The 21588-nt window shown below is 70.6% G+C and carries 22 protein-coding genes; 7 read left to right on the plus strand and 15 right to left on the minus strand.

Features of this window, described 5'->3' with window-relative positions; genetic code table 11:
• Nucleotides 1–13: 13 nt before the first annotated feature.
• Nucleotides 14–817 carry a sulfite exporter TauE/SafE family protein gene (locus tag ACYVJS_RS04030; protein ID WP_460738008.1) on the minus strand — a complete coding sequence of 268 codons (804 nt, stop codon included), beginning with the start codon at nt 815–817 and terminating at the stop codon, nt 14–16.
• 29 nt (nt 818–846) lie between these two features.
• Entirely contained in the window at nt 847–1860 is a 1014-nt protein-coding gene (locus ACYVJS_RS04035) for an SDR family NAD(P)-dependent oxidoreductase (protein ID WP_460738010.1), read from the minus strand.
• A 113-nt stretch (nt 1861–1973) separates the two neighbouring features.
• Here ACYVJS_RS04035 and ACYVJS_RS04040 point away from each other — a divergent pair, with 113 nt between their 5' ends.
• Entirely contained in the window at nt 1974–2639 is a 666-nt protein-coding gene (locus ACYVJS_RS04040) for a TetR/AcrR family transcriptional regulator (protein ID WP_460738012.1), read from the plus strand.
• A gap of 39 nt (nt 2640–2678) precedes the next feature.
• Here the strand turns inward: ACYVJS_RS04040 and ACYVJS_RS04045 are convergent, their stop codons facing one another.
• Genes ACYVJS_RS04045 through ACYVJS_RS04055 form a run of 3 tightly spaced genes read right to left on the minus strand, consistent with a single transcriptional unit; the run spans nt 2679 to nt 5826 of the window.
• Complete coding sequence (locus ACYVJS_RS04045) at nt 2679–3956, minus strand: chloride channel protein (RefSeq protein ID WP_460738014.1); 1278 nt, start codon at nt 3954–3956, stop codon at nt 2679–2681.
• Nucleotides 3953–4537 carry a CoA-binding protein gene (locus ACYVJS_RS04050; protein WP_460738016.1) on the minus strand — a complete coding sequence of 195 codons (585 nt, stop codon included), beginning with the start codon at nt 4535–4537 and terminating at the stop codon, nt 3953–3955. The genes ACYVJS_RS04045 and ACYVJS_RS04050 overlap by 4 nt, the downstream gene beginning before the upstream one ends.
• Complete coding sequence (locus ACYVJS_RS04055) at nt 4537–5826, minus strand: O-acetylhomoserine aminocarboxypropyltransferase/cysteine synthase family protein (RefSeq protein WP_460738018.1); 1290 nt, start codon at nt 5824–5826, stop codon at nt 4537–4539. Before ACYVJS_RS04055 ends, ACYVJS_RS04050 begins: the two co-directional genes overlap by 1 nt.
• A gap of 118 nt (nt 5827–5944) precedes the next feature.
• Here ACYVJS_RS04055 and ACYVJS_RS04060 point away from each other — a divergent pair, with 118 nt between their 5' ends.
• A complete protein-coding gene (locus tag ACYVJS_RS04060; RefSeq protein ID WP_460738020.1) occupies nt 5945–6253 on the plus strand; it encodes a hypothetical protein in 309 nt (102 codons plus the stop codon).
• Here the strand turns inward: ACYVJS_RS04060 and ACYVJS_RS04065 are convergent.
• A complete protein-coding gene (locus tag ACYVJS_RS04065) occupies nt 6242–7693 on the minus strand; it encodes a phytoene desaturase family protein (RefSeq protein WP_460738022.1) in 1452 nt (483 codons plus the stop codon). The two genes, ACYVJS_RS04060 and ACYVJS_RS04065, sit on opposite strands and share 12 nt — an antisense overlap.
• A gap of 7 nt (nt 7694–7700) precedes the next feature.
• On the minus strand, nt 7701–8147 hold the full coding sequence (locus ACYVJS_RS04070) for an SRPBCC family protein (RefSeq protein WP_460738024.1): 447 nt from the start codon (nt 8145–8147) through the stop codon (nt 7701–7703).
• 109 nt (nt 8148–8256) lie between these two features.
• Here ACYVJS_RS04070 and ACYVJS_RS04075 point away from each other — a divergent pair, with 109 nt between their 5' ends.
• Nucleotides 8257–9102 (plus strand): NAD-dependent epimerase/dehydratase family protein, encoded by an 846-nt coding sequence (locus ACYVJS_RS04075; protein ID WP_460738026.1) that lies wholly within the window; start codon nt 8257–8259, stop codon nt 9100–9102.
• A gap of 3 nt (nt 9103–9105) precedes the next feature.
• On the opposite strand, the gene ACYVJS_RS04080 is transcribed toward ACYVJS_RS04075, so the two are convergent.
• Entirely contained in the window at nt 9106–9585 is a 480-nt protein-coding gene (locus tag ACYVJS_RS04080) for a GNAT family N-acetyltransferase (protein ID WP_460738028.1), read from the minus strand.
• Nucleotides 9586–9665: 80 nt separating this feature from the next.
• On the opposite strand from ACYVJS_RS04080, the gene ACYVJS_RS04085 reads away from it, so the two are divergent.
• Nucleotides 9666–11003 (plus strand): HNH endonuclease signature motif containing protein, encoded by a 1338-nt coding sequence (locus ACYVJS_RS04085; RefSeq protein ID WP_460738030.1) that lies wholly within the window; start codon nt 9666–9668, stop codon nt 11001–11003.
• Nucleotides 11004–11030: 27 nt separating this feature from the next.
• Here ACYVJS_RS04085 and ACYVJS_RS04090 read toward each other — a convergent pair whose 3' ends face one another.
• Nucleotides 11031–12149, minus strand: coding sequence for an FAD binding domain-containing protein (locus ACYVJS_RS04090; protein ID WP_460738032.1), 1119 nt, complete (start codon nt 12147–12149; stop codon nt 11031–11033).
• A 180-nt stretch (nt 12150–12329) separates the two neighbouring features.
• Between ACYVJS_RS04090 and ACYVJS_RS04095 the strand changes: the two genes are divergently transcribed.
• A complete protein-coding gene (locus tag ACYVJS_RS04095; RefSeq protein WP_460738034.1) occupies nt 12330–13262 on the plus strand; it encodes a DUF5996 family protein in 933 nt (310 codons plus the stop codon).
• Between the two features lie 66 nt (nt 13263–13328).
• On the plus strand, nt 13329–14678 hold the full coding sequence (locus ACYVJS_RS04100; RefSeq protein ID WP_460738036.1) for a D-alanyl-D-alanine carboxypeptidase family protein: 1350 nt from the start codon (nt 13329–13331) through the stop codon (nt 14676–14678).
• On the opposite strand, the gene ACYVJS_RS04105 is transcribed toward ACYVJS_RS04100, so the two are convergent.
• From ACYVJS_RS04105 to ACYVJS_RS04125, 5 genes are read right to left on the minus strand one after another with little or no spacing between them, the layout of a single operon-like run.
• On the minus strand, nt 14675–15838 hold the full coding sequence (locus tag ACYVJS_RS04105) for a serine hydrolase domain-containing protein (RefSeq protein ID WP_460738038.1): 1164 nt from the start codon (nt 15836–15838) through the stop codon (nt 14675–14677). The two genes, ACYVJS_RS04100 and ACYVJS_RS04105, sit on opposite strands and share 4 nt — an antisense overlap.
• Entirely contained in the window at nt 15835–16782 is a 948-nt protein-coding gene (locus ACYVJS_RS04110; protein WP_460739858.1) for a glycosyl hydrolase family 32, read from the minus strand. The genes ACYVJS_RS04105 and ACYVJS_RS04110 overlap by 4 nt, the downstream gene beginning before the upstream one ends.
• 46 nt (nt 16783–16828) lie before the next feature.
• A complete protein-coding gene (locus ACYVJS_RS04115; protein WP_460738040.1) occupies nt 16829–17653 on the minus strand; it encodes a carbohydrate ABC transporter permease in 825 nt (274 codons plus the stop codon).
• Entirely contained in the window at nt 17650–18618 is a 969-nt protein-coding gene (locus tag ACYVJS_RS04120) for a carbohydrate ABC transporter permease (RefSeq protein ID WP_460738042.1), read from the minus strand. Before ACYVJS_RS04120 ends, ACYVJS_RS04115 begins: the two co-directional genes overlap by 4 nt.
• Nucleotides 18615–19973: an ABC transporter substrate-binding protein gene (locus ACYVJS_RS04125; RefSeq protein ID WP_460738044.1), complete on the minus strand. Its 1359-nt coding sequence runs from the start codon at nt 19971–19973 to the stop codon at nt 18615–18617. The genes ACYVJS_RS04120 and ACYVJS_RS04125 overlap by 4 nt, the downstream gene beginning before the upstream one ends.
• Nucleotides 19974–20147: 174 nt before the next feature.
• Between ACYVJS_RS04125 and ACYVJS_RS04130 the strand changes: the two genes are divergently transcribed.
• Complete coding sequence (locus ACYVJS_RS04130; RefSeq protein WP_460738046.1) at nt 20148–21179, plus strand: LacI family DNA-binding transcriptional regulator; 1032 nt, start codon at nt 20148–20150, stop codon at nt 21177–21179.
• On the opposite strand, the gene ACYVJS_RS04135 is transcribed toward ACYVJS_RS04130, so the two are convergent.
• Nucleotides 21176–21580 (minus strand): VOC family protein, encoded by a 405-nt coding sequence (locus ACYVJS_RS04135; protein WP_460738048.1) that lies wholly within the window; start codon nt 21578–21580, stop codon nt 21176–21178. The two genes, ACYVJS_RS04130 and ACYVJS_RS04135, sit on opposite strands and share 4 nt — an antisense overlap.
• Nucleotides 21581–21588: the final 8 nt, after the last annotated feature.

Consider the following 21588-nt stretch of genomic DNA (forward strand, 5'->3'; position numbering starts at 1 on the left):
CGTCAGAAATCGCTCAGCGCTTGCGCCCGCGCACGGCCTTGATGGCCATCTGGGTGCCGATGAAGACGAGGAAGGCCGCGAACAAGATGTTGGCGACGAAGGGATCGAGCAGCGTCGCGATCCACGCACCGAGCGCCGTGGTCGTGCAGGCGGCGACGCCGACGAGCGCGGCCGCGAGGAGGTCGACGTTCTTGCGACGCAGGTTCCCGATCGTTCCCGACAGGGCGGTGGGGATCATGAACAGCAGCGACGTACCCTTCGCCTCCAAGTCACTCGCGCCGAAGATGAGCACGAGGATCGGGACGACGATCACGCCGCCGCCGACACCGATCAGGCCCGCCATGATGCCCGTGAACACGCCCACCACGACGAGGGCGATGCCCGAGACCACCGTCACCTCGATGTGTGCGTCGCGAGAGGGGATGACGAAGAACAGGCTCGCGATCACCACGACGATGAAGGCGACGAAGCCCCAGCGCAACGCGGTCTGCGAGATCCGCGGGAGCAGCCACGTGCCGATCTGAGCGCCCACGACGGCGCCGACGGCGAGCAGGATCGCCGGTACCCAGGCGACCGACCCGTGCACGGCGTAGGAGATCACGCCGACGGCGGCGGTCGGCACGATGGCCGCGAGCGACGTTCCTGCGGCGAGACGCTGGTCGAACTTCAGGAACAGGACTAGCAGCGGCACGATCACGGTGCCGCCGCCCACGCCGAACAGTCCCGACAGCAGGCCGGCCAGCAGCCCCGTCGCGATGCAGGTGAGGATGAAGGCGGGAGTGCGTGGCGCAAGCACACGTGCGGGGGCGTCGGTCACCGGGAGAGCCTACCGCCGCCCCCGAGACGTCACTGCACCGACCATCCTCCGTCGGACGCGAGGATCACGCCGTTGATGTTGGCCGCGTCGTCCGAGAGCAGGAAGGTGATGGATGCGGCGAGCTGCTCCGCCGTGGCCACTGTCGGGATGAGCTGCTCGAAGGGCGATACCCGGGCGCGCCCGCTCTCGGAGAGGTGGGGCGGAAGAGCGATGCCCGTGGCGACGGCGCCTGGCGCTACGGCGTTGACCCGGATCCCGGCGGGGCCGTACATGAATGCGGCGGACTTGGTGAGTCCGACCACGGCGTGCTTCGAGACCGTGTACGCGTTCCCTGCGGCGTTGCCGCGCAGCCCCGCTTCCGAGGACACGTTGACGATCGCCCCGGCCCCAGCGGCGGTCATCGCGGGGATCACCGCGCGCGACAGTTTGAACGTGCCGGTGACGTTCACCGACATGACGCGCTCCCACACCGCATCCGTCGTCTCCCCCAGCGGCGAGAAGTCGTCCATGATCCCGGCGACGTTCGCGAGCGCATCGATCCGTTCTCCGGCGGCAGCGACGATCCGGTCGACGGCGCTCTGGTCGGTGATGTCGCCGGCGACCGCCACGAGCTTCTCCCCGTCATGCGCTGCGACCAGCTCGTCCAGGCGATCAGCGGAGATGTCGACGGCGACGACGCGGCCGTCCTCTCGGAGCACGCGCGACGCCACAGCGCGGCCGATCCCGGATGCGGCTCCCGTGACGATCACGGTGCGACCGGCGAAGCGGCCCGCGACCACACGCTCGACCCACGGTGCAGGGCCGGTCTCCTCGGGCATCGTGCCGCCGTTCGCCTGACGGACGAGATCGTCGACGACCGACTGGGGCAGCTGCCCCTGACTCAACGCGACGAGCTGTTGGAGCGGCTGCGACCGGACGGGACCCAGGGCGTCCTCCGTCGTCCCCGAGGACGCGAGCAGGCCGCGGATGAGATCGCCCCCGACGGGGTGATCCAACCATTGCGCGATCGTGCTGTTCGCGGTCAACACCACACTCTCCGACATTGCAGAGCCCTTCTCTCGAGCGGACCGTCGCCGTTCGACGGATAATCCCGCACGGGAAATACTACGCTCATGAGGACCGATGCGCCCGGGAAGATGGAGGAGACGGAGCCGACGTGACGCCAGGATCGCCCTCCCGTCGAGGACGCGGTGAACGCGCGGGGCTGGACCGCGGCGCCATCCTCGACGCTGCGCGGCGCCTGCCCGCGGAGGAGCTCACGATGCAGGGCGTCGCCGACGCCCTCGGGGTCGATCGCAAGGCACTCCACCATTACGTGCACGGGCGAGAGGGCCTGCTGGAGCTGCTCGCCGAGGACGTGTTCCTGACCCGCATCGCGGCACTCGAGATCCCGTCGGATGCTCCCTGGCCGGACGCCTGTCGTCGCTTCGCCGAGGGGATGCGCCAGTCACTGGTGGCCTCGGGCGCCCTCGTCGAGCACTTCCGCACCCTGTCGCGAGCCACCCTCGCCGCGGTCCGGCCCGCCGAGGTGGTGCTGGAGCGTCTGCTCGCCGGCGGCGTCGACGAGGTCACCGCCGGGCGCGCCCTGCTGCTGCTGACCACGGTCGCCACGGGCTTCGCTCGAGAGGAGGTGGCGGCCGCGGGCGCGGGCGGACATCCGCAGGTCGCGCAGTTCCGCGGGATGCTTCGCGAAACGGGCGCCACGGAGCTGAGCGTGCTGCGCCGGCTCGACGGGAGCGGCTTCGACGCCTACGGCGACGCGCAGTTCGCCTTCGACGTCGATGCCGTCATCGCCGCCGTCGACGCCCGCCTGGGCGGGTGAACGGATGCGCGCTCGCGCGTTGTGGGGCGCCCGCTCGCTCTACTCGCGACCGGGATCGATGGGCGTGAAGCCGGCGAGACCGCCGCGCTTGAGAAGCCCCGCGACCGCGAGAGAACCGGCGACAGCGAGGAAGATCGGCAGCAGCAGCGAGAAGCCGGTGTTGGTGAACTCGATGATGAGGGCGATCGCCGTGAACGGTGCGCGCATGTTCGCGGCGAGGAAGGCGGCCGCTGCGACGACCGCGAGGCCCGTGCCGCTCGCTCCCGGCCAGAGCAGCGCCCATCCCGCCGCCGCAGCCGCTCCCAGTGCGGCGCCGATCGCAACGGAGGGCTGCAGCGTGCCGCCGATGGCGCCCGCCCCGAGGGAGAGCGTGGTCGCGACGTACTTGAGCACCGCGAGGATGAGCAAGAACACGACCGGCTCGCTGAGCTCGAAGCCGGCGGTCGCCAGCGCCCGGCCGTTGCCGAGGATGAGCGGGAAGAACATCCCGACGGCGCCGACCGCGGCGAACACGAGCGGGAGCACGACGAGCAGCTTCCAGCCGGTGGGCCGGAAGGCGCTCAATCGTTTGGTCGCCGCCACGAAACTGGTCGCGACGACGCCCATCAGCGGTCCGATGACGAGAGCCGCGACGAGCAGGGACGCATTGACCTCGATCGATCCCAGGTCGTAGAGCGATTGGTCGCCCACGAGCGGCCGCGCGACCAGCGTGGCGATGGCGCTGACCGCGAGCGCGGTCACGGCGGCGGCGATCGAGAACTCGCCGAGGAGGATCTCCACCGCGAACACCGCGCCGCCCAACGGCACGTTGTAGACGGCCGCGAGACCCGCGCCCGCGGCCGAGGCGATGAGGATGCGGCGCCAGCGCGGTGTCAGGCGGAACCAGCCGACGACCTTCGACGACGCCATCGCGGCGAGCTCGCGCGGGGCGACCTCTTTGCCGATCGAGGCGCCCAGCGCGACCGAGACGACCTGCAGCACGGTGTCGACGAGGGTCTCCAGCACCGGCATCCGTCGCCCGTCGACACCCTGCTCGACGCTCGCGACGGGCCTGCCGAAGCGGCGGATGAGATACCAGCCGACGGCCGCGATGACACCGGCGGCGCTGACCGTGACCAGCGGCAGCCAGAACTCGGATGGTGCAGCGAGACCATCGAGGAAGGGACCCCGACCCTCACCCCAGACGAGGTGCTCGATCGAGTGGACGATCCCCACGAGCAGCAGCACGGCGAGCCCTGTGCCGGCCCCGGCGAGGACGGTCGCCGCACCGATGCGAGTGAGGTGACCGACGGCCGGGCGGAGCCGGGTCGCGCTCACCGCAGCGTACGCCGGGAGCTGATCTGGCCGGTGTCGAACCCCATGAGGTGCAGGCCGCCGTGGAAGCGCGCGTGCTCGATCTTGATGCAGCGGTCCATGACGACGGTCAGGCCCTTGCTCTCGCCGTAGCGCGCCGCATCCTCGTTCCAGATCCCGAGCTGCACCCAGACGGCGGGCGCGCCGACCGCGATCGCGTCGTCGATGACCGAGGGGATGTCGTCGGCGCGGCGGAACACATCGACGATGTCGGGCACTTCCGGGAGCGAGGCGAGGTCGGGATAGGCCGGCTGACCGAGGATCTCGGTGGCGTTCGGGTTCACGAAGTACACGCGGTAGGCGCCGGACTGCAGGAGGTACGTGCCGACGAAGTAGCTCGATCGGGCCGGATTCGCCGAGGCCCCGACGATCGCGATGCTCTTCGCGGCGCGGAGGATCGCGAGGCGATCCTTCGCCCCCGGCCCCTCCCACGTGCGCTGCGAGCGCAGCAGCTTGGCGAGGGGCGAGCCGGCGGGCAGGGCGCACGTCAGCCCGTTCGGCAGACGGGTCTCGACGGTCTCCTCGGCGGCGGTCACGTCGTTCATCATGCCTCCTGTGCGGCGGCGAGAGCCTGGTCGAGGTCGTAGATGATGTCGTCGACGTCCTCGATGCCGACGCTGATGCGCACGAGCCCCGGCAGCACGCCGCCGTCGACGAGCTGCTGCTCGGTCAGCTGCGCGTGGGTCGTGGATGCGGGGTGGATGACGAGCGTCTTCGCGTCGCCGATGTTGGCGAGGTGGCTGGCGAGATCGACCGACTCGATGAAGGTGCGACCGGCCGCGCGGCCCCCCTTGACCCCGAAGCTGAAGACGGCGCCGGGGCCCTCCGGCAGGTACTTCTTGGCGCGGTCGTGGTGGATGTGGCCGGGAAGCCCCGCCCAGGTGACGTACTCCACGCGCGGGTCGGCCTCGAGCCATTCGGCCACGGCGCGCGCGTTCTCGACGTGCGCCTTCATGCGGTACGGCAGCGTCTCGACGCCCTGGGCGAGCAGGAAGGCCGAGTGCGGCGCGAGTGCCGGGCCGATGTCGCGCAGCTGTTCGGCGCGGAGGCGCGTGAGGAAGGCGTACTCGCCGAAGTTGCCCGACCACTCGAGCCCGCCGTAGCTCGGCACCGGCTCTGTGAACAGCGGGAAGCGGTCGCTCGACCAGTCGAAGCGGCCCGACTCGACGACGACGCCGCCGAGGGAAGTGCCGTGGCCGCCGAGGAACTTGGTGGCCGAGTGCACGACGATGTCGGCGCCCCACTCGATCGGACGGCAGAGGTAGGGCGTGGCGACCGTCGAGTCGATCACGAGCGGAACACCGGCCGCGTGAGCGACCGCCGCGAGGCCCTCGATATCGGCGACCTCGCCCGAGGGGTTGGCGACGGTCTCCGCGAACACCGCTTTGGTGCGGTCGGTGATGGCGGCCGCGTAGTCTTCGGGGTCCGCAGAGGCGACGAACGTCGTCTCCACGCCGAAGCGGCGCAGCGTCACGTCGAGCTGGGTGATGGAGCCGCCGTAGAGGTTCGCGCTGGCCACGATGTGGTCGCCCGCCCCCGCGAGCGAGGCGAACGTGATGAACTGCGCCGAGAGTCCGCTCGAGGTGGCGACGGCGCCGAGGCCCTGCTCGAGCGACGCGATGCGCTCCTCGAAGGACGCCGTCGTCGGGTTCGCCAGGCGGCTGTAGATGTTGCCGTACTTCTGCAGCGCGAAGCGCGCGGCCGCATCCTCCGTGTCGTCGAAGACGAATGCGGTGGACTGGTAGATCGGCAGCGCGCGTGCGCCGGTGACGGCGTCGGGGATGTTGCCGGCGTGGATGGCGCGCGTGCGGAAGCCGTATTCGCGGTCGGCCATGAAGGGCCCTTTCGAAGGGGGATGCGGGTTTCCCGCAGCCTACCGGCCGCTCGGCGCCGCCCCGATTCGTGTGTCGGCGTGCGTCGACGCACCCGCGCCGGTCGCTATCGTCGGTGGCATGGAGGACTGGACCGAGCAGGCAGCCGAGGCGCTGGACCGGCTGACCGAGTCGGGGCTCGGCGCACCGTGGACCGGGACCGCCCGCATCCTGTCGGCGAGTGCACCGTCCGGTCGACGGCGCTACCAGACCTGCACCGTGGAGCTGGCCCTGGCCGCGGAGGGCTTCGAGGGCGCCACGGCATCCGCCGAGGTCGTGATCGACACCCGGTACTGGCCGGAGCCGGGCACGCTGCTGCCCGCGCGATTCTCGCGCGCGCTCCCTCGCACGCTCGACGTGGACTGGGAACGACTGCGCTCAGCGCGGTGAGAGTGACGGCACGTCGGTGGCGCCGAAGACGTGCTTCAGGGCGCTCCGCGCCGCCCACCACCCGGCCAGGCCGTGCACGCCGGGACCGGGCGAGGTCGACGCCGAACACAGGTAGACCCCCGGAAGAGGCGTGCGCCAGGGGTCTCTGCGCAGCACCGGGCGCTTGAGCAGCTGCGCGACGCTCGGGCTCCCCGCGGCGATGTCGCCGCCGGGATAGTTCGGGTTGTGGCGCGCGAGGTCGACCGCGGTGCGCGAGCGCGCCGCGAGGATCGTGTCGCGAAAGCCGGGGGCGAACCGTTCGATCTGCGCCACGACGGCCTCTTCTCGGTCGAGGTCACTGCCGGCGGGCACATGGGTGTACGCCCACAGGGTGTGGGCGCCGTCCGGGGCGCGCGTGCCGTCGAAGAGCGAGGGCTGCGAGATGAGCACGTAGGGTCGCTCGGGCATCCGCCCGTGCACGACGTCGTTCTCGGCGGCGGCGATCTCGGCGCGCGTGCCGCCCAGGTGCACGGTGCCGGCCTGCGCCACCGCGGGATCCGCCCACGGAACGGGCGCGGACAGCGCGAAGTCGACTTTCGCGACGGCGGCGCCGTAGCGGAACCGGCCGAGCGCCGCGCGGTACGACGGCGGCAGATCGTCGCCGGCGATGCGCAGGAACGCCGCGGGCGTGACATCCAGCAGCACGGCGCGCGCCGGCGGCAGCTCCGCGAGCGAGCGCACCTCGTGGTCGCGCACGACCTCGACCCCGTGATCGCGCAGATCCGCCACCATCGCATCGATGATCGCCTGGCTGCCGCCCACCGGGATCGGCCAGCCGCGCGCGTGAGCGTAGGCGCCGAGGGCGAGTCCGGCACCGGATGCGGCCAGGCTCGGCTGCGGAAGGATCGAGTGCGAAGCCACTCCGGTGATCAGCGCGGGCGCCGCCTCCTCTCGGAATCTCCATCCCCACATCCCGGAGCCCTGATCGAGCACGCGAAGGGCGAACCGCGCGGCGAAGACGGGGTCGGAGGGGATGCGCAGCAGCGATCCGCCGGTGAGCTCGGCCAACTGCGGCGTGTGCTCGGCGAGCGGGCGCATGAGACGCGCGTAGGCGGCTCCGTCGCGCCCGAGCGCGTCGCTCGTGCGCTCGAGATCCCGGTACGCGAGTGCGGCGCGCCCGCCGTCCAGCGGATGCGCGAACGAGACGTCGGGGACCACGAAGTCCACGCGGTCCGGGAGGGCGAAGGCCTGGAAGAACGCGGACTCGAAGGCGAGCGGATGCACCGCCGAGCACACGTCGTGGAGGAATCCCGGCAGGGTCAGCCCCGCCGAGGACGCGCCCCCGCCGAGGGTCGCGGCGCGCTCGTACACGCGGACGGAGAGTCCGGCCCTGGCGAGGGTCACAGCGGCGGCGAGTCCGTTCGGACCCGACCCGACCACGATGACATCGAGATCGCTCACCTTTAGATCATCCCCTCTTCGCGGCGCGACCCTCCGCCAGGAACGCCAGCCGCTGCAGCGTCTCGGCGTTGCGCAGGTGCAACGGGACGTTCAAGATCCATCGGGGGATCCACGATCCGGGGCCGGCGACGGCATCCTCCGTGATGCGCACCACGCATCCGTCGTCGCTCGGACGCACCTCCATGAGCACGCGGGCCTCCCCCACGGGCCAGCCGCGCGCCCGGAGGACGACGCGCCGGGGCGCGTCGTACTCGCGCACCTCCGTGGTGTCGTCGATCAGCAGCGGCCACACGCCGAAAGAATGGTGCAACTGCGCTCCCTCGGCCGGCCACGCCTCATCGACCGACCGCATCCGCGAGGCGCCTACGACCCACGAGGGGTACAACCAGCCGTCCGCCATCACGGCGAAGACGTCCTCCGGCGTACAGGACATGCGACGGACATTGCGTGACATGGTGCCTCCGATCGTCGTGGCGCCACGCTAAGCGCCACAGGCGCGGGGTCCGACGGGGTTGCCCTCCGCCGGCCGCCCCGCTATCCCGCGCCTGTGGCACCCTGGAGACATGCGGATCGCAGTGACGGGATCATCGGGAAAGCTCGGACGCGTGGTCGTTCGCGAATTGGCCGCGGCCGGTCACGAGGTCATCGGTCTCGATGTCGTCGGCGAGCGCGGACCAGGCTTCGTGCAGGTGGATCTGACCGATTACGGCCAGGTCGTCGACGCGCTCGGATCGGTCAACGACCAGCACGACGGCGTCGACGCGCTCGTGCACCTGGCTGCGATTCCCGCACCGGGTCTGCGCGCGGACGTCGCCGTCTTCCACAACAACATGACGGTGTCCTTCAATGTGCTGCACGCCGCGACCCGGCTCGGCATCCACCGGATCGTCACCGCGTCGAGCGAGACCGTTCAGGGGCTCCCCTTCGACGTTCCCCCGCCCTACATCCCCGTCGACGAGGACTACCCCGCGCGTCCGGAGTCGGTGTACTCGCTCGTCAAGCACCTCGAGGAACGGATGGCGATCGAGCTGGTGCGATGGCATCCGGAGCTGTCGATCACGGCGCTGCGCTTCTCGAACGTCATGGTTCCCGAGGACTACGCCGAGTTCCCTTCCTTCGACGGTGACGCTCGGCTGCGCAAGTGGAACCTGTGGAGCTACATCGACGCCCGCGACGGCGCGCAGGCCGTGCTCCGAGCGCTCGAGACGGCTCCGACAGGTTTCGACCACTTCCTCATCGCCGCGGCCGACACGGTCATGTCGCGCCCCAACGCCGAGCTCGTCGCCGAGGTGTTCCCCGACGTCGAGGTGCGAGGCGAGCTCGGCATGAACGAGAGCCTGTTCTCCACGGCGAAGGCGCAGCGCCTGCTCGGCTACGCGCCGCAGCATTCCTGGCGCGATCACGCCTGAGGTTCAGGACTCCGGCTGCACCGGCTTGCTCATCTGCACCGCCGTCACGCCGAAGCCGAGCGACTCGTACAGCCGGCGGGCGCGCTCGTTAAAGCCGAAGACGTTGAGCGCGAGCTCTCGCGCGCCCCGCTCGGCGACGTACCGCTCGGCCAGGAGCATCGCCGCACGTCCGTAGCCGCGTCCGCGATACGGCTCGTCGATCTCGACGTCCCATACCCACCACACGCCCTCGTTGCCGCGCGGATGCGGCCCCAGCCACATCACCCCGACGGTACGGTCGGCCGCCTCGACGTGGAGCACGTCGTGTCCCGCCGCGGGGAGCCCACCCGGGAAGAGCTCGGTATACGACTCGGATGCGAGGCGTTCCGCGGTGACGCGATCGTCGCCCGCGCGCATCCTGTCCTCGGTGTACGCCCGCCGCTGAACAGCGATCCACTCGGGAAACTCTTCGTCTGAGAAGCGGCGGAAGGTGACGTCGACCATGCCTCCATCATCGCGGCCATGCCGACCCGCATCCGCCGCAAGCAGGTCGCGATGTCAGAGGCCCTGCCTACTGTGAAGGTATGTCCGACGATGCACCCCTCTTCGAAGAGGACCCCGACGCGGCGTTCGCGCGCGCTGTCGAGAGGGCGCCGGTGGAGCCCGAGGACGCTGTCGATCGCGTCGTCGAGGTCTCCGCGATGCTGTCCGCCTTCGCCGCCGAGCAGGTGTGGGCGATCGCGGAGATGCGCGCCGATGCGCACGCGGACGCGAAGCGCGCGGGCCGTCACGATCGCGGCATCGTCGAGCGGTCGCTGCGCCTCGAGCTGGCGCAGGCGATCGGGGCCACCGAAGCAGCCGCCGACCGTCTGATCGCCCACGCCGTGGCGCTCGTCGAGCGATACCCCGAGACCCTCACCGCGCTGAGCCGCGCGCGGATCACCCAGCGGCACGCCGAGGCACTGGTCGACGCCGTCGATCGCGCCGAGCCATGGCTGCGCGAAGAGCTGGCCCCGCTCGCGCTGGAGCTCGCGGTGCGCCTGCCCATCGGTGTCTTCCGGCACGCCGTGCGCCGCCTCGTCGACGATGCCCGTACCGCCACGCTGGCCGAGCGGCAGCGCGAGGCTCTCGACACGCGCCGCGTCGCTGTCGACGACGACCGCGACGGAATGGCGTGGCTCAGCGTGTATCTGCCTGCCGTTGAGGCGAGGGCGATCTTCGACCGCCTCACACGCACCGCCGCAGCCCTCATCGCCGCGGAGCCGGCCGCATCCGAAAGCCCGGAAAGCTCCGTGGGCGACGAGGCCAACCGGCAGCGCACGCTCGATCAGGCACGCGCCGACGTCGCGGCCGACCTCTTGATCGACGGCGAGGTGCCGCAGCACGGCGCGCAGGCGCGCGGCATCCGCGCGACGGTCGCGGTCACCGTGCCCGCGCTCACCCTCCTCGGCAAGAGCGAGGCCCCGGCCGTCGTCGACGGCGTGGGCCCCATCCCCCTCGCGAAGGCTCGCGAGCTGTGCGGCGGGGCCGATGGATGGATGCGCGTGCTCACCCACCCCGAGACCGGGCTCGTCCTGTCGGTCGGGCGTACACAGTACCGACCGCCCGCGAGCCTGCGACGGCTCGCACGGTGGCGCAGCGCCAGGTGCAGTGCTCCCGGCTGCATGGTTCCGGCGAATCGGTGCGAGATCGACCACACGATCGCCTGGGAGCACGGCGGTTCGACCGCCGCCGACAACCTCACCCCGTTGTGCAAGGGGCATCACACCGTCAAGCACCACGGCGGATGGAAGGTGCGGCAGTTCGCGGATGCGTCCACCGAGTGGACGAGCCCGACGGGGCGCATCTACACCGTCGTACCCGAGCGACGCACGCCCACGTTCATCACGGACGCCTCACCTCCCGGCGACCCGCCGTTCTGACCACCGCGCCCGAACGTGCCGTCTCGCTCACAACGGCAGGCCGGCCGCCAGTCTGCGCCCGTAGTCGGCGATCCACCGCCCCACCGGGAGCCGTGCCGCGTCGTAGGCACGCAGCGCCTCAGCGGGCGCCCGGTCGGCGAGCAGACCCGCCAAAGCCAGCGCATCGGCGGCCGCCTTCGCCGCACCCATCGCGGTGTGAGGTCGCACGACGACGGCTGCGTCGCCGAGCAGGGCAACACGGCCCGCGGTCATCCGCGGCGGAACGTAGTCGTAGATGGCCTGCAGGAAGGGATGCGGCTCAGCAGCCACCGCGTCGGCGAACGGTGGCGGGAGCAGCCGTGCCGCGTCATCCACCAGTCCCTCGCGCAGGTCGACGGGGAGTTCGCCCGGAGCCAGTGAGCCCGCATCCCGGCGCCTGCCCGATGCGTCCAGGATGTCGCTCAACGCGCCGGCAGTCAGCGTGCGGTACCAGACCCAGTTGTAACGCCGCAGACCCGGCTCGGTCTCGCCGCGCGGCCCGGGCACGAGGTAGCCGAGCGCGTGTCCTCCGCGCCCCGTGAAGAACGCGAACCGTCCGATCAACACCTCGGCGGCCGCGGACGGCAGCGCCGCCTCGGGAAGAAGTCCGCGCCAGGTGACGTAGCCGCTGTACGCGTTCGTGTTCTGCTCAGGCGCCACGAATCCCCGAACCGCCGAGTGCAGGCCGTCCGCTCCGACCACGACGTCGAACTCGCGTCGGCCTCTCGAGCCCAGATCGAGGTATGCACCGCCGGGCGAACCCCCCGCGCCCGCGACGCGCGTCCCCGTGATGTACGCCGCGTCCGCAAGTGTGGAGCGCAGGGCGTCGTAGAGCACGTCCCACGAGAGCTGCGTCTGCGGCGTGGGATCGCGGGAGACGATGCGTCCCGCGGGATCGAGAACGATGCGTTCGGATGTCACGGTGCCACGCGCCGCATCAGGGCGGCCTGCCGCTCGCAGGAGCGCGAGGAGTTCGTCCTGCGCGACGAGTCCCGCGCCCCGGCCCGAGAGCCCGCTCGCCGAACGCTCGAAGACGGTGACGTCGTGGCCGGCCCGGGTGAGCAGTGCCGCGGCGCCGAGTCCGCCGAGCGATCCGCCCGCGATGCCGATCCGCAGTCGCTCTTCCATCTCCGCTTCCTTCCCGCGATCCGTGGACGAGGTCTTGTGCGACGACGATAGAAATGGATCGCGCCGTACGGCTGCGACAGGTGTCGAGGCCTCCTTCACGCGCGTTGTGCGCCACGGCTGGCATGCTCGAATCACAAGACGCGGCCACGGCGGCCGCATCCGCGCCGAGAAGAGGTCCGCATGCTCGAGACGCGTCTGCCCTACGACGACTGGCAGCCGACGAAGGAGACCCTGCACCGGTTCGTGCAGGTGGTCGGCAAGCTGCGGCTCGCGCGCAGCGTGCGGCGCAATCACTGGTGGAACGTGCCGTTCCACCTCACCGGCACCGGGATCACGACGCGTCCGATGGGATCCGACCCGACCTTCGCCGTGGACTTCGACTTCATCGATCACCGCCTGGGCGTGCTCACGAGCGACGGCGTGCGCACCTCGTTCTCGCTGCCGGGGCTGTCCGTCGCGGAGTTCCACGCGCGCCTCGTCCGCGCCCTCGAGAGCGCGGGCGTCGACGCCGCTCCGATCCTCGAGGCGACGCCGTTCGACCTGCCCGACGCAGCCCGCCCGTTCCGCGACGACACCGAACACGACGCCTACGACCCCGCATCCGTCACGGCGTCCTGGCGGCTGCTCTCGGATGCGGGTCTCGTTCTCGAGGAGTTCTGCGGTCGCTTCAGCGGCAAGACGAGTCCCGTGCATCACTTCTGGCACACGTTCGACATCGCCGCGACGCGCTTCTCCGACACCGTCGTGCCGCACACCGGCCAGGCCGACAGCGTCACCCGCGAGGCCTACTCCCGGGAGGTCGTCTCGTCAGGGTTCTGGTTCGGCGACGCCAGCGTGCCCGAGCCCGCGTTCTACTCCTACACGTCACCGGAGCCGCCCGGCATCGCACAGCGCCCGCTCCCCGAGGGAGCGCAGTGGCTGGATCGCGGCACCTCCCATCTCGCCGTGTATCCGCTCGCGCGCGCCCAGGCGACGGGTGACCCGCGAAAGGCCGCGCTCGAGTTCTTCGAGGCCGCGTATCGCGCCGGAGCGGAGCTGGCCGGATGGGACATCGCGCGCTACGCCTGTGTCGACGGCGTGACCGACCCCTTGCGCGCCGCCGTCCGCAGCTGAGTGCGCGCCACCGCTTCCGCGCGGATGCGGCAGGATGGTGCTGCGCGCGAGGGATGGGGGCCCGAGATGACGACGCACGACGACCCGACCGATCAACTGGTCCCGTTCGCCGACCTGCTCCACGACGGTGAGAACGACCCGCCGCCCGTCGATCGACGCGTGCGCCGCCGGCGCCGCTGGATCGTGACGATCGTGCTGTTGGTTCTCGTCGCGCTCCCGCTCGCGGCGGTCGGCGGCTATACGGTCTGGGCGCTGAATGCTCCGTTGCCGGAGCCGGTCATGACCGCGGAGAAGCCCTCGGTGTCGACACCTGGCGCCGCCGGCATCGCGATGCCGACGGAGGGCGCGGCGGCTCTGAGCGTGTCAGGAGGCGACGCCTATCTCGGCGCGGGCGCCAGTGGCATCTGGACCGCCAGCGGGGGTGATGAGGCTCGCCCGCTGGCCAGCATCAGCAAGCTCATCACGGCGCTCGTGGTGCTCGATGCGTCACCGCTCAGTGGGCCGGATGACCCCGGACCGACCCTCACGTTCTCGAAGGCCGACCACGACCTGTACGACGAGTACTACGTGCAGGGTGCGACGATCCTCGCCATGCCGACCGGCAGTTCGATGTCGCTGCGCGATGCGCTCACGGCAATGCTCCTTCCCTCCGCGAGCAACTACGCCGACGCCGTCTCCACCTGGGCGTTCGGCTCGCGCAGCGGATTCCTCGACGCAGCCCGCGCCTGGCTCGACGCGCACGGGATGACCGGCACCACGATCGTGGAGCCCACGGGCATCAGTGCACGCAACACCGGCACTCCCGCCGACCTGATCACCCTCGGCAAGCTCGCTGCGTCCGAGCCGACCATCGCCGCGATCACCGCGATGCCGTCCGCGTCGCTGGGAGAGCTCGGCACCGTGAGCAACACGAACAACCTCTTGGGCATCGACGGGATCACCGGTCTCAAGACGGGGAACCTGGGGCCCGACAACTACAACCTGCTGTACACCTCGACGCTGGATGTGGGAATCGGCGAGCCGCTGCACATCACCGGTGTCGTGCTCGGGGTGTACTCGCGCGACACCGTGGACAGCGTCGTGCGCGCGCAGCTGCAGAGCATCCGCGACGGATTCCACACGGTGCAGCTCGCCGCGGAGGGTCAGCAGATAGGCTCCCTCTCGACCCGCTGGGGTTCTCGTGCGACCCTCGTCGTCGCCTCGGCACCCGGCATTTTGACGTGGTCGGACACCGCGATCACGATCGCAATGGACGTCTCGGCGCCCACGACGTACACCGACGGCGAGGTCGTGGGCAGGATCACCTGGACGGCCGGGCCGAACACGACGACGGCGGACGTCGTCGTCTCGGGCGACATCGAGCCGCCGACCGAATGGTGGCGTCTCACCCATCCGGGACAGCTCGGCGGCGACTAGGCCACGATCTCGCGGAGCGCGTCCACGATACGGGTCGCCCGGTGATCGTCGACGGCCTCCATCCAGTTCGTGACGAACGAGAAGCCGACCCTGCTGTCGAGATCGGCGAACGCGACCTGCCCGCCCGCGCCGTCGTGGCCGAAGCTCGACGGTCCGAGATACCGCCGCGCCTCGGAATCGAGCTGGAACCCGGCGCCCCAGCGCGGCCACGGCGCCGGCGCGTCGAAGAACGGCGCTCCGGCCGTGCGCTCGCGGGTGGCTGCGACGACCGTCTCGTCGTCGAGCAGCCGCACCCCGTCGGTCTCGGACACGGTCGCCGACCACATCGCTGCGACGGCGCGCGCCGTCGCGACGACCCCGGCCCCGGGGATGACGGCGGCCTGCACCGCCGGCATGTTGAAGCCCGCCGCCTCGCCCACGAGAGTCGGCGGCAGAGCGCCGCCGAGGGTCATGGCACGGTCGCCCCAGTCGACGGCTCCGGGTGCGCGCTGAGCAGCCTGCTGTGCCACGAGGCCTTGGAGGGAGGCACCGACGAACAGGTGCGCGGCCGAGCCGGCGCGCTCGGGCGGCAACCCGAGCCACGCGTCCGCACCGAGCAGATCGGCCATCTCGCGGAACGCGGCGGCGGGGGCGAGCCCGCTCGCCCGACGCACGATCTCGCCCGAGATCCAGCCGTGCGTGAGGGCGTGGTACGCCCACGCCTCCCCCGGCTTCCACAGGGGTTCCTGCGCCGCGAGCAGCGCGGCGACGCGGTCGAAGTCGAGCACGTCCGCGGGCGTGAGATCGACGCTCAGCGCCGGCACCCCCGCGCGGTGCGCCAGCGCGTCGCCGACCGTCACCGCATCCTTGCCGTGCTGGCCGAACTCCGGCCACAGTTCGGCCAGGGGGCTGTCCAGATCGACCCGCCCGGATGCGGCGAGCCGCGCGACGAGGATCGACATCAGCCCCTTGGAACAGGAGAAGACCACCGACGGGGTCTCGCGTTCCCATCGACGGTCGACGCGCGCGTCCGCGGAACCGGCCCAGAGATCGATGACGCTTCGACCATCGACGCGGATCGCCAGAGCTCCCCCCATCCCCGGAAGCCCGTCGAACGCCGCCCCGAAGGCGTCGCCGACCGCCTCGAAGCCGCGGGCGATGTGGCCGTTGATCTCGATCATGCTGCGCTCTCCTCGACGATGAGACGGTCGTTCTCCCAGCGCACCGGAAGCGGATCCGACAGCGCGCCCACGAAGACGCCGTCCGTGCCGACGTTCTCGAACGCGAGCATCACGTCGCGCCCGGCCGCATCCTGCGTGATGCGACCGCTGTAGAGCTTCTCGCTCGCGACGAGCACGGCCCGGTCCACGGGGTAGGGCCCGAGCGGATCGTCGAGGGCCACCGCCCAGATCCCGCCCCGCGCACCGGTCCGTGCGCCGGCGAGGTGCGCGGAATCGCACGAGAAAATGAGCGCCCATCGACCGTCGATCAGCACGAGCTGCGGGACTTCGAGGTGCGCGAAACCCGCACCGGGGATGCTGAGCGGCGGACCCACCTCCCAGCGCAACAGGTCGTCCGAGCGGGCGTGGCCGATCACCCCGGCGTCGCGATCGCCATCACCCAGGGCGCGCGCGGTGACGAGCATGTGCCACCCGTCTCCGGCGGGATCGGCGAAGACCCACGGGTCGCGCCACGCCTGTTCATGCCAGGTGCCGTCGCCGAGTGTCTCGTACCACCGCGGGTCCGCGGCGACGACGACCGAGGCATCCTTCGTCCAGGTGCCCGGCTCCGATGCGGATGCGGCCAGCACCGTCTCCACGTTCGTGTGCGCCGCGGGGTCGAGGAACCGCGAGCCCGTGTAGAACATCCGCCAGATCTCCGCGTCGCGGACGACGCTGCCCGTCCACGTGGCCGTCGCATCCGACGCTGCCCCGCCCGACGGCTTCAGCACCGTGCCGTGCACGGTCCACGTGCGCAGGTCGGCCGAGGTGGCGTGACCGATCGTCGCATTGCGGTGGCGCAGATCGGGGTCTCCGAGCGAGGTCGGCGCCTGCAGGTAGTACATGTGGTGGGTGTCGCCGTCGCGGGCGAACCAGAAGTCCCAGACCCAGTGGTCGGGCAGCATGAACGTCACAGAGTTCTCCTCGTGAAGGGGGAAGGGGAAGGGTCTCTCAGCCCTTGACGGCGCCTTGCACCAGCGCGCGGATGAACTGCCGCTGGAAGACGAGGAAGAGCACGACCGCGGGCGTGATGATGATCAACGCCCCCGCATTCAGCAGCGGGATGCTGAGCGAGTACTGCCCCTGGAAGAAGGTCAGCGCACCCGCGACCGTCCGCTGCAGCGGGTCTGCGATGAGCACGACCGGCAGCAGGAACTGGTTCCACGTCCAGATGAACAGCAGGATCGCGAGAGCAGAGAGCGCGGGCATCGCGAGCGGGAGCTGGATGCTGCGGAACTCGCGCCAGAGCGACGCCCCGTCCACGCGGGCCGCCTCGGAGAGCTCCCTGGGCACGTTGATGAAGTGGGCCCGCATCCAGAACACGCCGAACGGCATGTACAGGCCGATGAGCGGGAAGATCACCGCCCACGGGGTGTTCACGGTGCCGAGCGACTGCGCCTGGTAGTAGAGCGGGATGATGAGGGCCTCGAACGGGATCGTCAGGCCCAGGATGAAGAAAACCAGCACCCCCCGACCGAAACGCACCTGGAGCGATCCGAGCGCGAACCCGGCGAGGGTGGCCGCGATGAGACTCGCCGGCACGACGCCGAGAACGATGAGCATGCTGGAGCCCATCAGCTGCCAGACGTGGCCCGTCTCGAACGCGGTGGCGAAGTTGCCCCACTGCGGATCGGTCGGCCAGGTGAGGCCGGTCGGGTTGCGGTCGGCGGGCTGCAGGGCGGCGGAGAACATGCTGACCAGCGGCAGCACGGTGACGATCACCGCCACGCTGAGTAGGAGGTAGCCGAGCACACGCTCGGTGCGGCTGGCGATCACGAGTCGCTCGCTCTCGAGAGTCGTTGGATGGGCAGGACGACGACGAGCACCAGCACCATCAGCACGATGCCGAAGGCGGATGCGAGGCCGACGTCGCTCTGGGTGAACCCGATGCGGAAGATGGACAGGCCCGGCACGAGGGTGGCCCGGCCCGGCCCTCCCTGCGTCGAGGTGTAGATGATGTCGAAGCTGGACAGCGCAGCGATGACGGTGACGGTCACGAGCACGGCGATCTCCTGGCGCAGCCCGGGGAGTGTGATGGTGAAGAACTCGCGCCACCACCCGGCCCCGTCGAGCCGAACCGCCTCGTACAGCGAGACGTCGATCTTGCCGAGACCTGTGAGCAGCAGCACGGTGCACAGCCCGGTCAGCACCCACGATCCGATCAGACCGACAGCGGGAAGCGCCGTGCCGTAGTCAGCGAGCCAGGGTCGGGTGATCCAACCGAGTCCCAGCCATCCCAGGATCTGGTTGACCGCGCCGGTCTGCGCGTACATCCACGACCAGGCGATACCTGCGGCGGCCAGCGGGATGATCTGCGGGAGGAAGAGCACCGTCTGCGCCGAGGCGGCGAAGGCCTTCGACCGGAGCCCCCGGATGAGGGTGGCCAGCACGAGGCCCGCGCCCACCGGGATGATCGTGAAGAACGCGATCAGCACGAAGGCATTGCGGATGGCGCCGAGCAGATCGGGGTCGGTGAAGACGGTGAAGTAGTTGTCGACTCCCACCCACCGGGCGACGCCGATGCCGTTCCAGTCGTAGAACGAGTACTGCACGCCCTGGATGAGAGGCCAGACCACGAACGAGACGTACGCCGCCAGAGCGGGTACCAGCAGGAGCCAGCCGGCGAGCGTCCCGCGCCGGGCGGCGGCTTTCGCAGCTGCCCGGCGCGGGAGTGCGGTCGTCGCCGCGGCGGTGCCGTCGGGTCGGGGTGCCGCCACAGCGGCGACCGCACGGTCGGTCATTTGCCGCCGACCTCCTTCTCGTAGAACGCCTGCACGCGGTCCACGAACTCCTTGCCCGTGATCTGGCTCGTCACCAGCAGCTGGGACTCGGGGATGATCGATCCGGCGTAGATGCCGGCGGTCGTGTTCGCCATGAAGTCGACCTGGCCGTTCTCGGCGCCGATCTGCGCGGACATCGCGAGCGCATCCTCGATGAGAGAACCGGACTCGACCTTCGGCTGCTCGAGCGACGGGTCGCCGCCGGGCGAGGCGCCGGTGACGTCGACGATGATCTGGCGGGCGGTCGGGTCGGTGTGCACCCAGTTGAGGAAGTAGACGATCTCGTTCAGGTGCGCCGACCCTGCCGCCACGGAGAAGGAGTTCGCCGCGCCCATGGCGACGTGGTCGCCTCCGGCCTCCGCCGGCGGGACGAGGAAGAACGACACGTCGGAGCCGAGGGCCTTCTGGTAGTTCGCCGCCTCCCAGTTGCCGTTGAAGGTGAACAGCCCCTCGCCCTCACCGAACCGACTCGTGAAGGTGAAGTAGTCGATCGCGTTGATGTCGGACGGGAAATAGCCCGCATCCGCCCACTTGCGCACGAGCTCGGCACCCTTCACGTTGCCCTCTTCGTCGTAGCGGGCGCCCGGCTCGTTGAACATCCACGACAGGAACTGGTCCTTGTCCACGTACTGGTTCATCGCGGCCTGCACGACGAAGTTGACGACGCCGTCCTTGTCACCGGCCATGATCGGCAGGATGCCGGCGGCCTTGGCCTTGGCCATGTCGTCCTCGAGCTCGGCGAGCGTCTGCGGCGGTGCGTCGATCCCGAGCTGGGCAGCGAGCTTGTCGTTCATATAGATGCCGGTGATGCTGTAGCCGAGCCCGAGCTGGTACAGCGAACCCGAGCCGCGGATGCCGTCCTCGCTCATCCGCAGTGGTGCGAGCTGCGAGGCGGGCCACGCATCCCAGCCGTAGGCGTCGAAGTACGGGTCGAGATTGGCCACGAGACCGTCGCGCACCGTGTCGCCCAGGGTGGGGAGGCGGATGAGGTCGGGCGGTGTCGCGCTCGCCAGCAGCTTGGGTGCGTTGGCCGTCAGGTTCTGGAACGTGTCACGGGTGATGGTGAAGGTCACGTTCGGGTGCTGCTTGGTGAACTCCTCGGTCAGCTTGTCGGTGACCGGGAAGCCCGTCTCGTCGGCGATCGTCAGCTCGACCGGGTCGGAGGTGAGCTCGGTCGAGACGGTGACGTCGCTCTGGGCGGCCGGTGCCGCGGCTCCCGGCGCGCAGGCGGTCAGTGCCGCTACGGCGAGCCCGGTGATCGCCAGCAGGGCGAACGGCCCTGAGCGACGCAGGCGGCGGTGCGGTGTCGTGGTCATGGGGCGACTCCTTTGTCTGTGGTGCAAAACACGGCTCCGGATGACGGGAAGATCGGGTCGTCTTCTCGCCGATCCGGCTGCTGAATGGATTTAGCACGCACATTGTGCGCATACTGGGTCCCCAGTGTCAATGTCCGCTCCGCGTACGCTGGGGGAGCATTCAAGGAGGTGTGCGTGGGCAAGCGAGTCACCCTTGCGGATGTCGCTCGCAGGGCCGGGCTGTCGCCGTCCGCGGCGTCGATGATCCTCAACGGCCGCCCCGACACCCGTTTGTCGGCCGATGCCCATGAGCGCGTGCACGCTGCCGCCTCCGAGCTCGGATACCGGCCGAACGTCGCGGCCAGGGCGCTGCGCACCGACACGACCCACACGATCGGCTTCATCTCCGATCACGTCGCGACGACCCGCTTCGCGAGCGGACTCATCAAGGGGTCCCTCGAGGCGGCGGAGGCGGCGGGGCACGTCGTGCTCGTCGCCGAGACCGGCGGTGAGCCGGAGCGCGAGGTCGAAGCGGTCTCGGCGCTGCTGGATCGCCAGGTCGACGGCATCATCTTCGCCTCCATGCGGGCGCGGGAGACCTTCGTGCCGCCCTTGCCCTCCCGCACGCGCATCGTGATGCTCAACGCGACGAACGACGTGCACACCTGCAGCGTGCTCCCCGACGAGGAGACCGGCGGGCGGCGGGCGGTCGAGCTGCTCGCCGACGCCGGTATCACCGACGGGATCGTGCTGCTCGGCTACGACGCCGAAGCGGAACGCGACGTGTTCCGCTCCGAGACGGTCGCGTCCCGCATCCGCGGCATGTCCGATGCCCTGCGCGAGCGAGGGATGACCCTGGCGCGTTCGGAGTCCATCTGGCTGTGGGAGCCCGCGAGCGGCCACGAGGTGATCGCACGGCTTCTGGCCGAGGGCGAGCGGCCGAAGGCGATCATCTGCCTCAACGACCGGCTGGCCTTCGGCGCGTCGCAGGCGCTGGCCGAGGCGGGCCTCGGCATCCCGGACGACGTGTCGCTCGTCTCCTTCGACAACGACGAGCTCGCGGCCTACCTGCGGCCGGGCCTCACCACCATCGGGTTGCCGCACGAGGAGATGGGCCGACGCGCCGTCGAGCTCCTGCTCGAGCCGGACGGCCCGCCGCCCGGCATCCACCTCGTGGAGATGCCGGTCGTCGTGCGCGCCTCCATCCGACCCGCGCCCCTGGGCTAACCGCCGGCGGGCGAGTAGCCGATCAGCCAGGTCACCCCGAAGGCGTCGCGCACCTGCCCGTCGACGTCGCCCCACGGCCGCTCCCCCATCGCCTCGACGACGGTTCCCGTCGCGGCGAGCGCGTCGAACCATCGCCGGGACGTCGCCGCGTCGCCGGCACCGAGCAGCGCGAAGAGCACGCCGTGCACCTGGACGGATGCGGCACCGTCGGCCGCATCCGAACCGAACAGGTCGACGGGGCCGCGCAGCTCGCCGTGCGCGATCCACGACGGGGCGCCGTCCTGGCGACCGAACTCGGCGAAGGTGTGGAGTTCCAGCTCACCGCCGAACACGTCGCGGTAGGTCTTCAGCGCGTCCGCGGCGATGCCGGCGAACTGCAGGTACGGGACGGGGGCGGCCATTCCCGCAG

The sequence above is a fragment of the Microbacterium neimengense genome (assembly GCF_054782995.1).

What these genes read in the sequence shown, in the direction of transcription:
- ACYVJS_RS04135 (WP_460738048.1), bottom strand. Translation starts at nt 21,580, where the DNA reads ATGGCCGCCCCCGTCCCGTACCTGCAGTTCGCCGGCATCGCCGCGGAC.
- ACYVJS_RS04090 (WP_460738032.1), bottom strand. Translation starts at nt 12,149, where the DNA reads ATGGAAGAGCGACTGCGGATCGGCATCGCGGGCGGATCGCTCGGCGGA.
- ACYVJS_RS04110 (WP_460739858.1), bottom strand. Translation starts at nt 16,782, where the DNA reads ATGCTGCCCGACCACTGGGTCTGGGACTTCTGGTTCGCCCGCGACGGC.
- ACYVJS_RS04120 (WP_460738042.1), bottom strand. Translation starts at nt 18,618, where the DNA reads ATGACCGACCGTGCGGTCGCCGCTGTGGCGGCACCCCGACCCGACGGC.
- ACYVJS_RS04095 (WP_460738034.1), top strand. Translation starts at nt 12,330, where the DNA reads ATGCTCGAGACGCGTCTGCCCTACGACGACTGGCAGCCGACGAAGGAG.
- ACYVJS_RS04035 (WP_460738010.1), bottom strand. Translation starts at nt 1,860, where the DNA reads ATGTCGGAGAGTGTGGTGTTGACCGCGAACAGCACGATCGCGCAATGG.
- ACYVJS_RS04070 (WP_460738024.1), bottom strand. Translation starts at nt 8,147, where the DNA reads ATGTCACGCAATGTCCGTCGCATGTCCTGTACGCCGGAGGACGTCTTC.
- ACYVJS_RS04055 (WP_460738018.1), bottom strand. Translation starts at nt 5,826, where the DNA reads ATGGCCGACCGCGAATACGGCTTCCGCACGCGCGCCATCCACGCCGGC.
- ACYVJS_RS04085 (WP_460738030.1), top strand. Translation starts at nt 9,666, where the DNA reads ATGTCCGACGATGCACCCCTCTTCGAAGAGGACCCCGACGCGGCGTTC.
- ACYVJS_RS04080 (WP_460738028.1), bottom strand. Translation starts at nt 9,585, where the DNA reads ATGGTCGACGTCACCTTCCGCCGCTTCTCAGACGAAGAGTTTCCCGAG.
- ACYVJS_RS04075 (WP_460738026.1), top strand. Translation starts at nt 8,257, where the DNA reads ATGCGGATCGCAGTGACGGGATCATCGGGAAAGCTCGGACGCGTGGTC.
- ACYVJS_RS04050 (WP_460738016.1), bottom strand. Translation starts at nt 4,537, where the DNA reads ATGAACGACGTGACCGCCGCCGAGGAGACCGTCGAGACCCGTCTGCCG.
- ACYVJS_RS04105 (WP_460738038.1), bottom strand. Translation starts at nt 15,838, where the DNA reads ATGATCGAGATCAACGGCCACATCGCCCGCGGCTTCGAGGCGGTCGGC.
- ACYVJS_RS04125 (WP_460738044.1), bottom strand. Translation starts at nt 19,973, where the DNA reads ATGACCACGACACCGCACCGCCGCCTGCGTCGCTCAGGGCCGTTCGCC.
- ACYVJS_RS04100 (WP_460738036.1), top strand. Translation starts at nt 13,329, where the DNA reads ATGACGACGCACGACGACCCGACCGATCAACTGGTCCCGTTCGCCGAC.
- ACYVJS_RS04060 (WP_460738020.1), top strand. Translation starts at nt 5,945, where the DNA reads ATGGAGGACTGGACCGAGCAGGCAGCCGAGGCGCTGGACCGGCTGACC.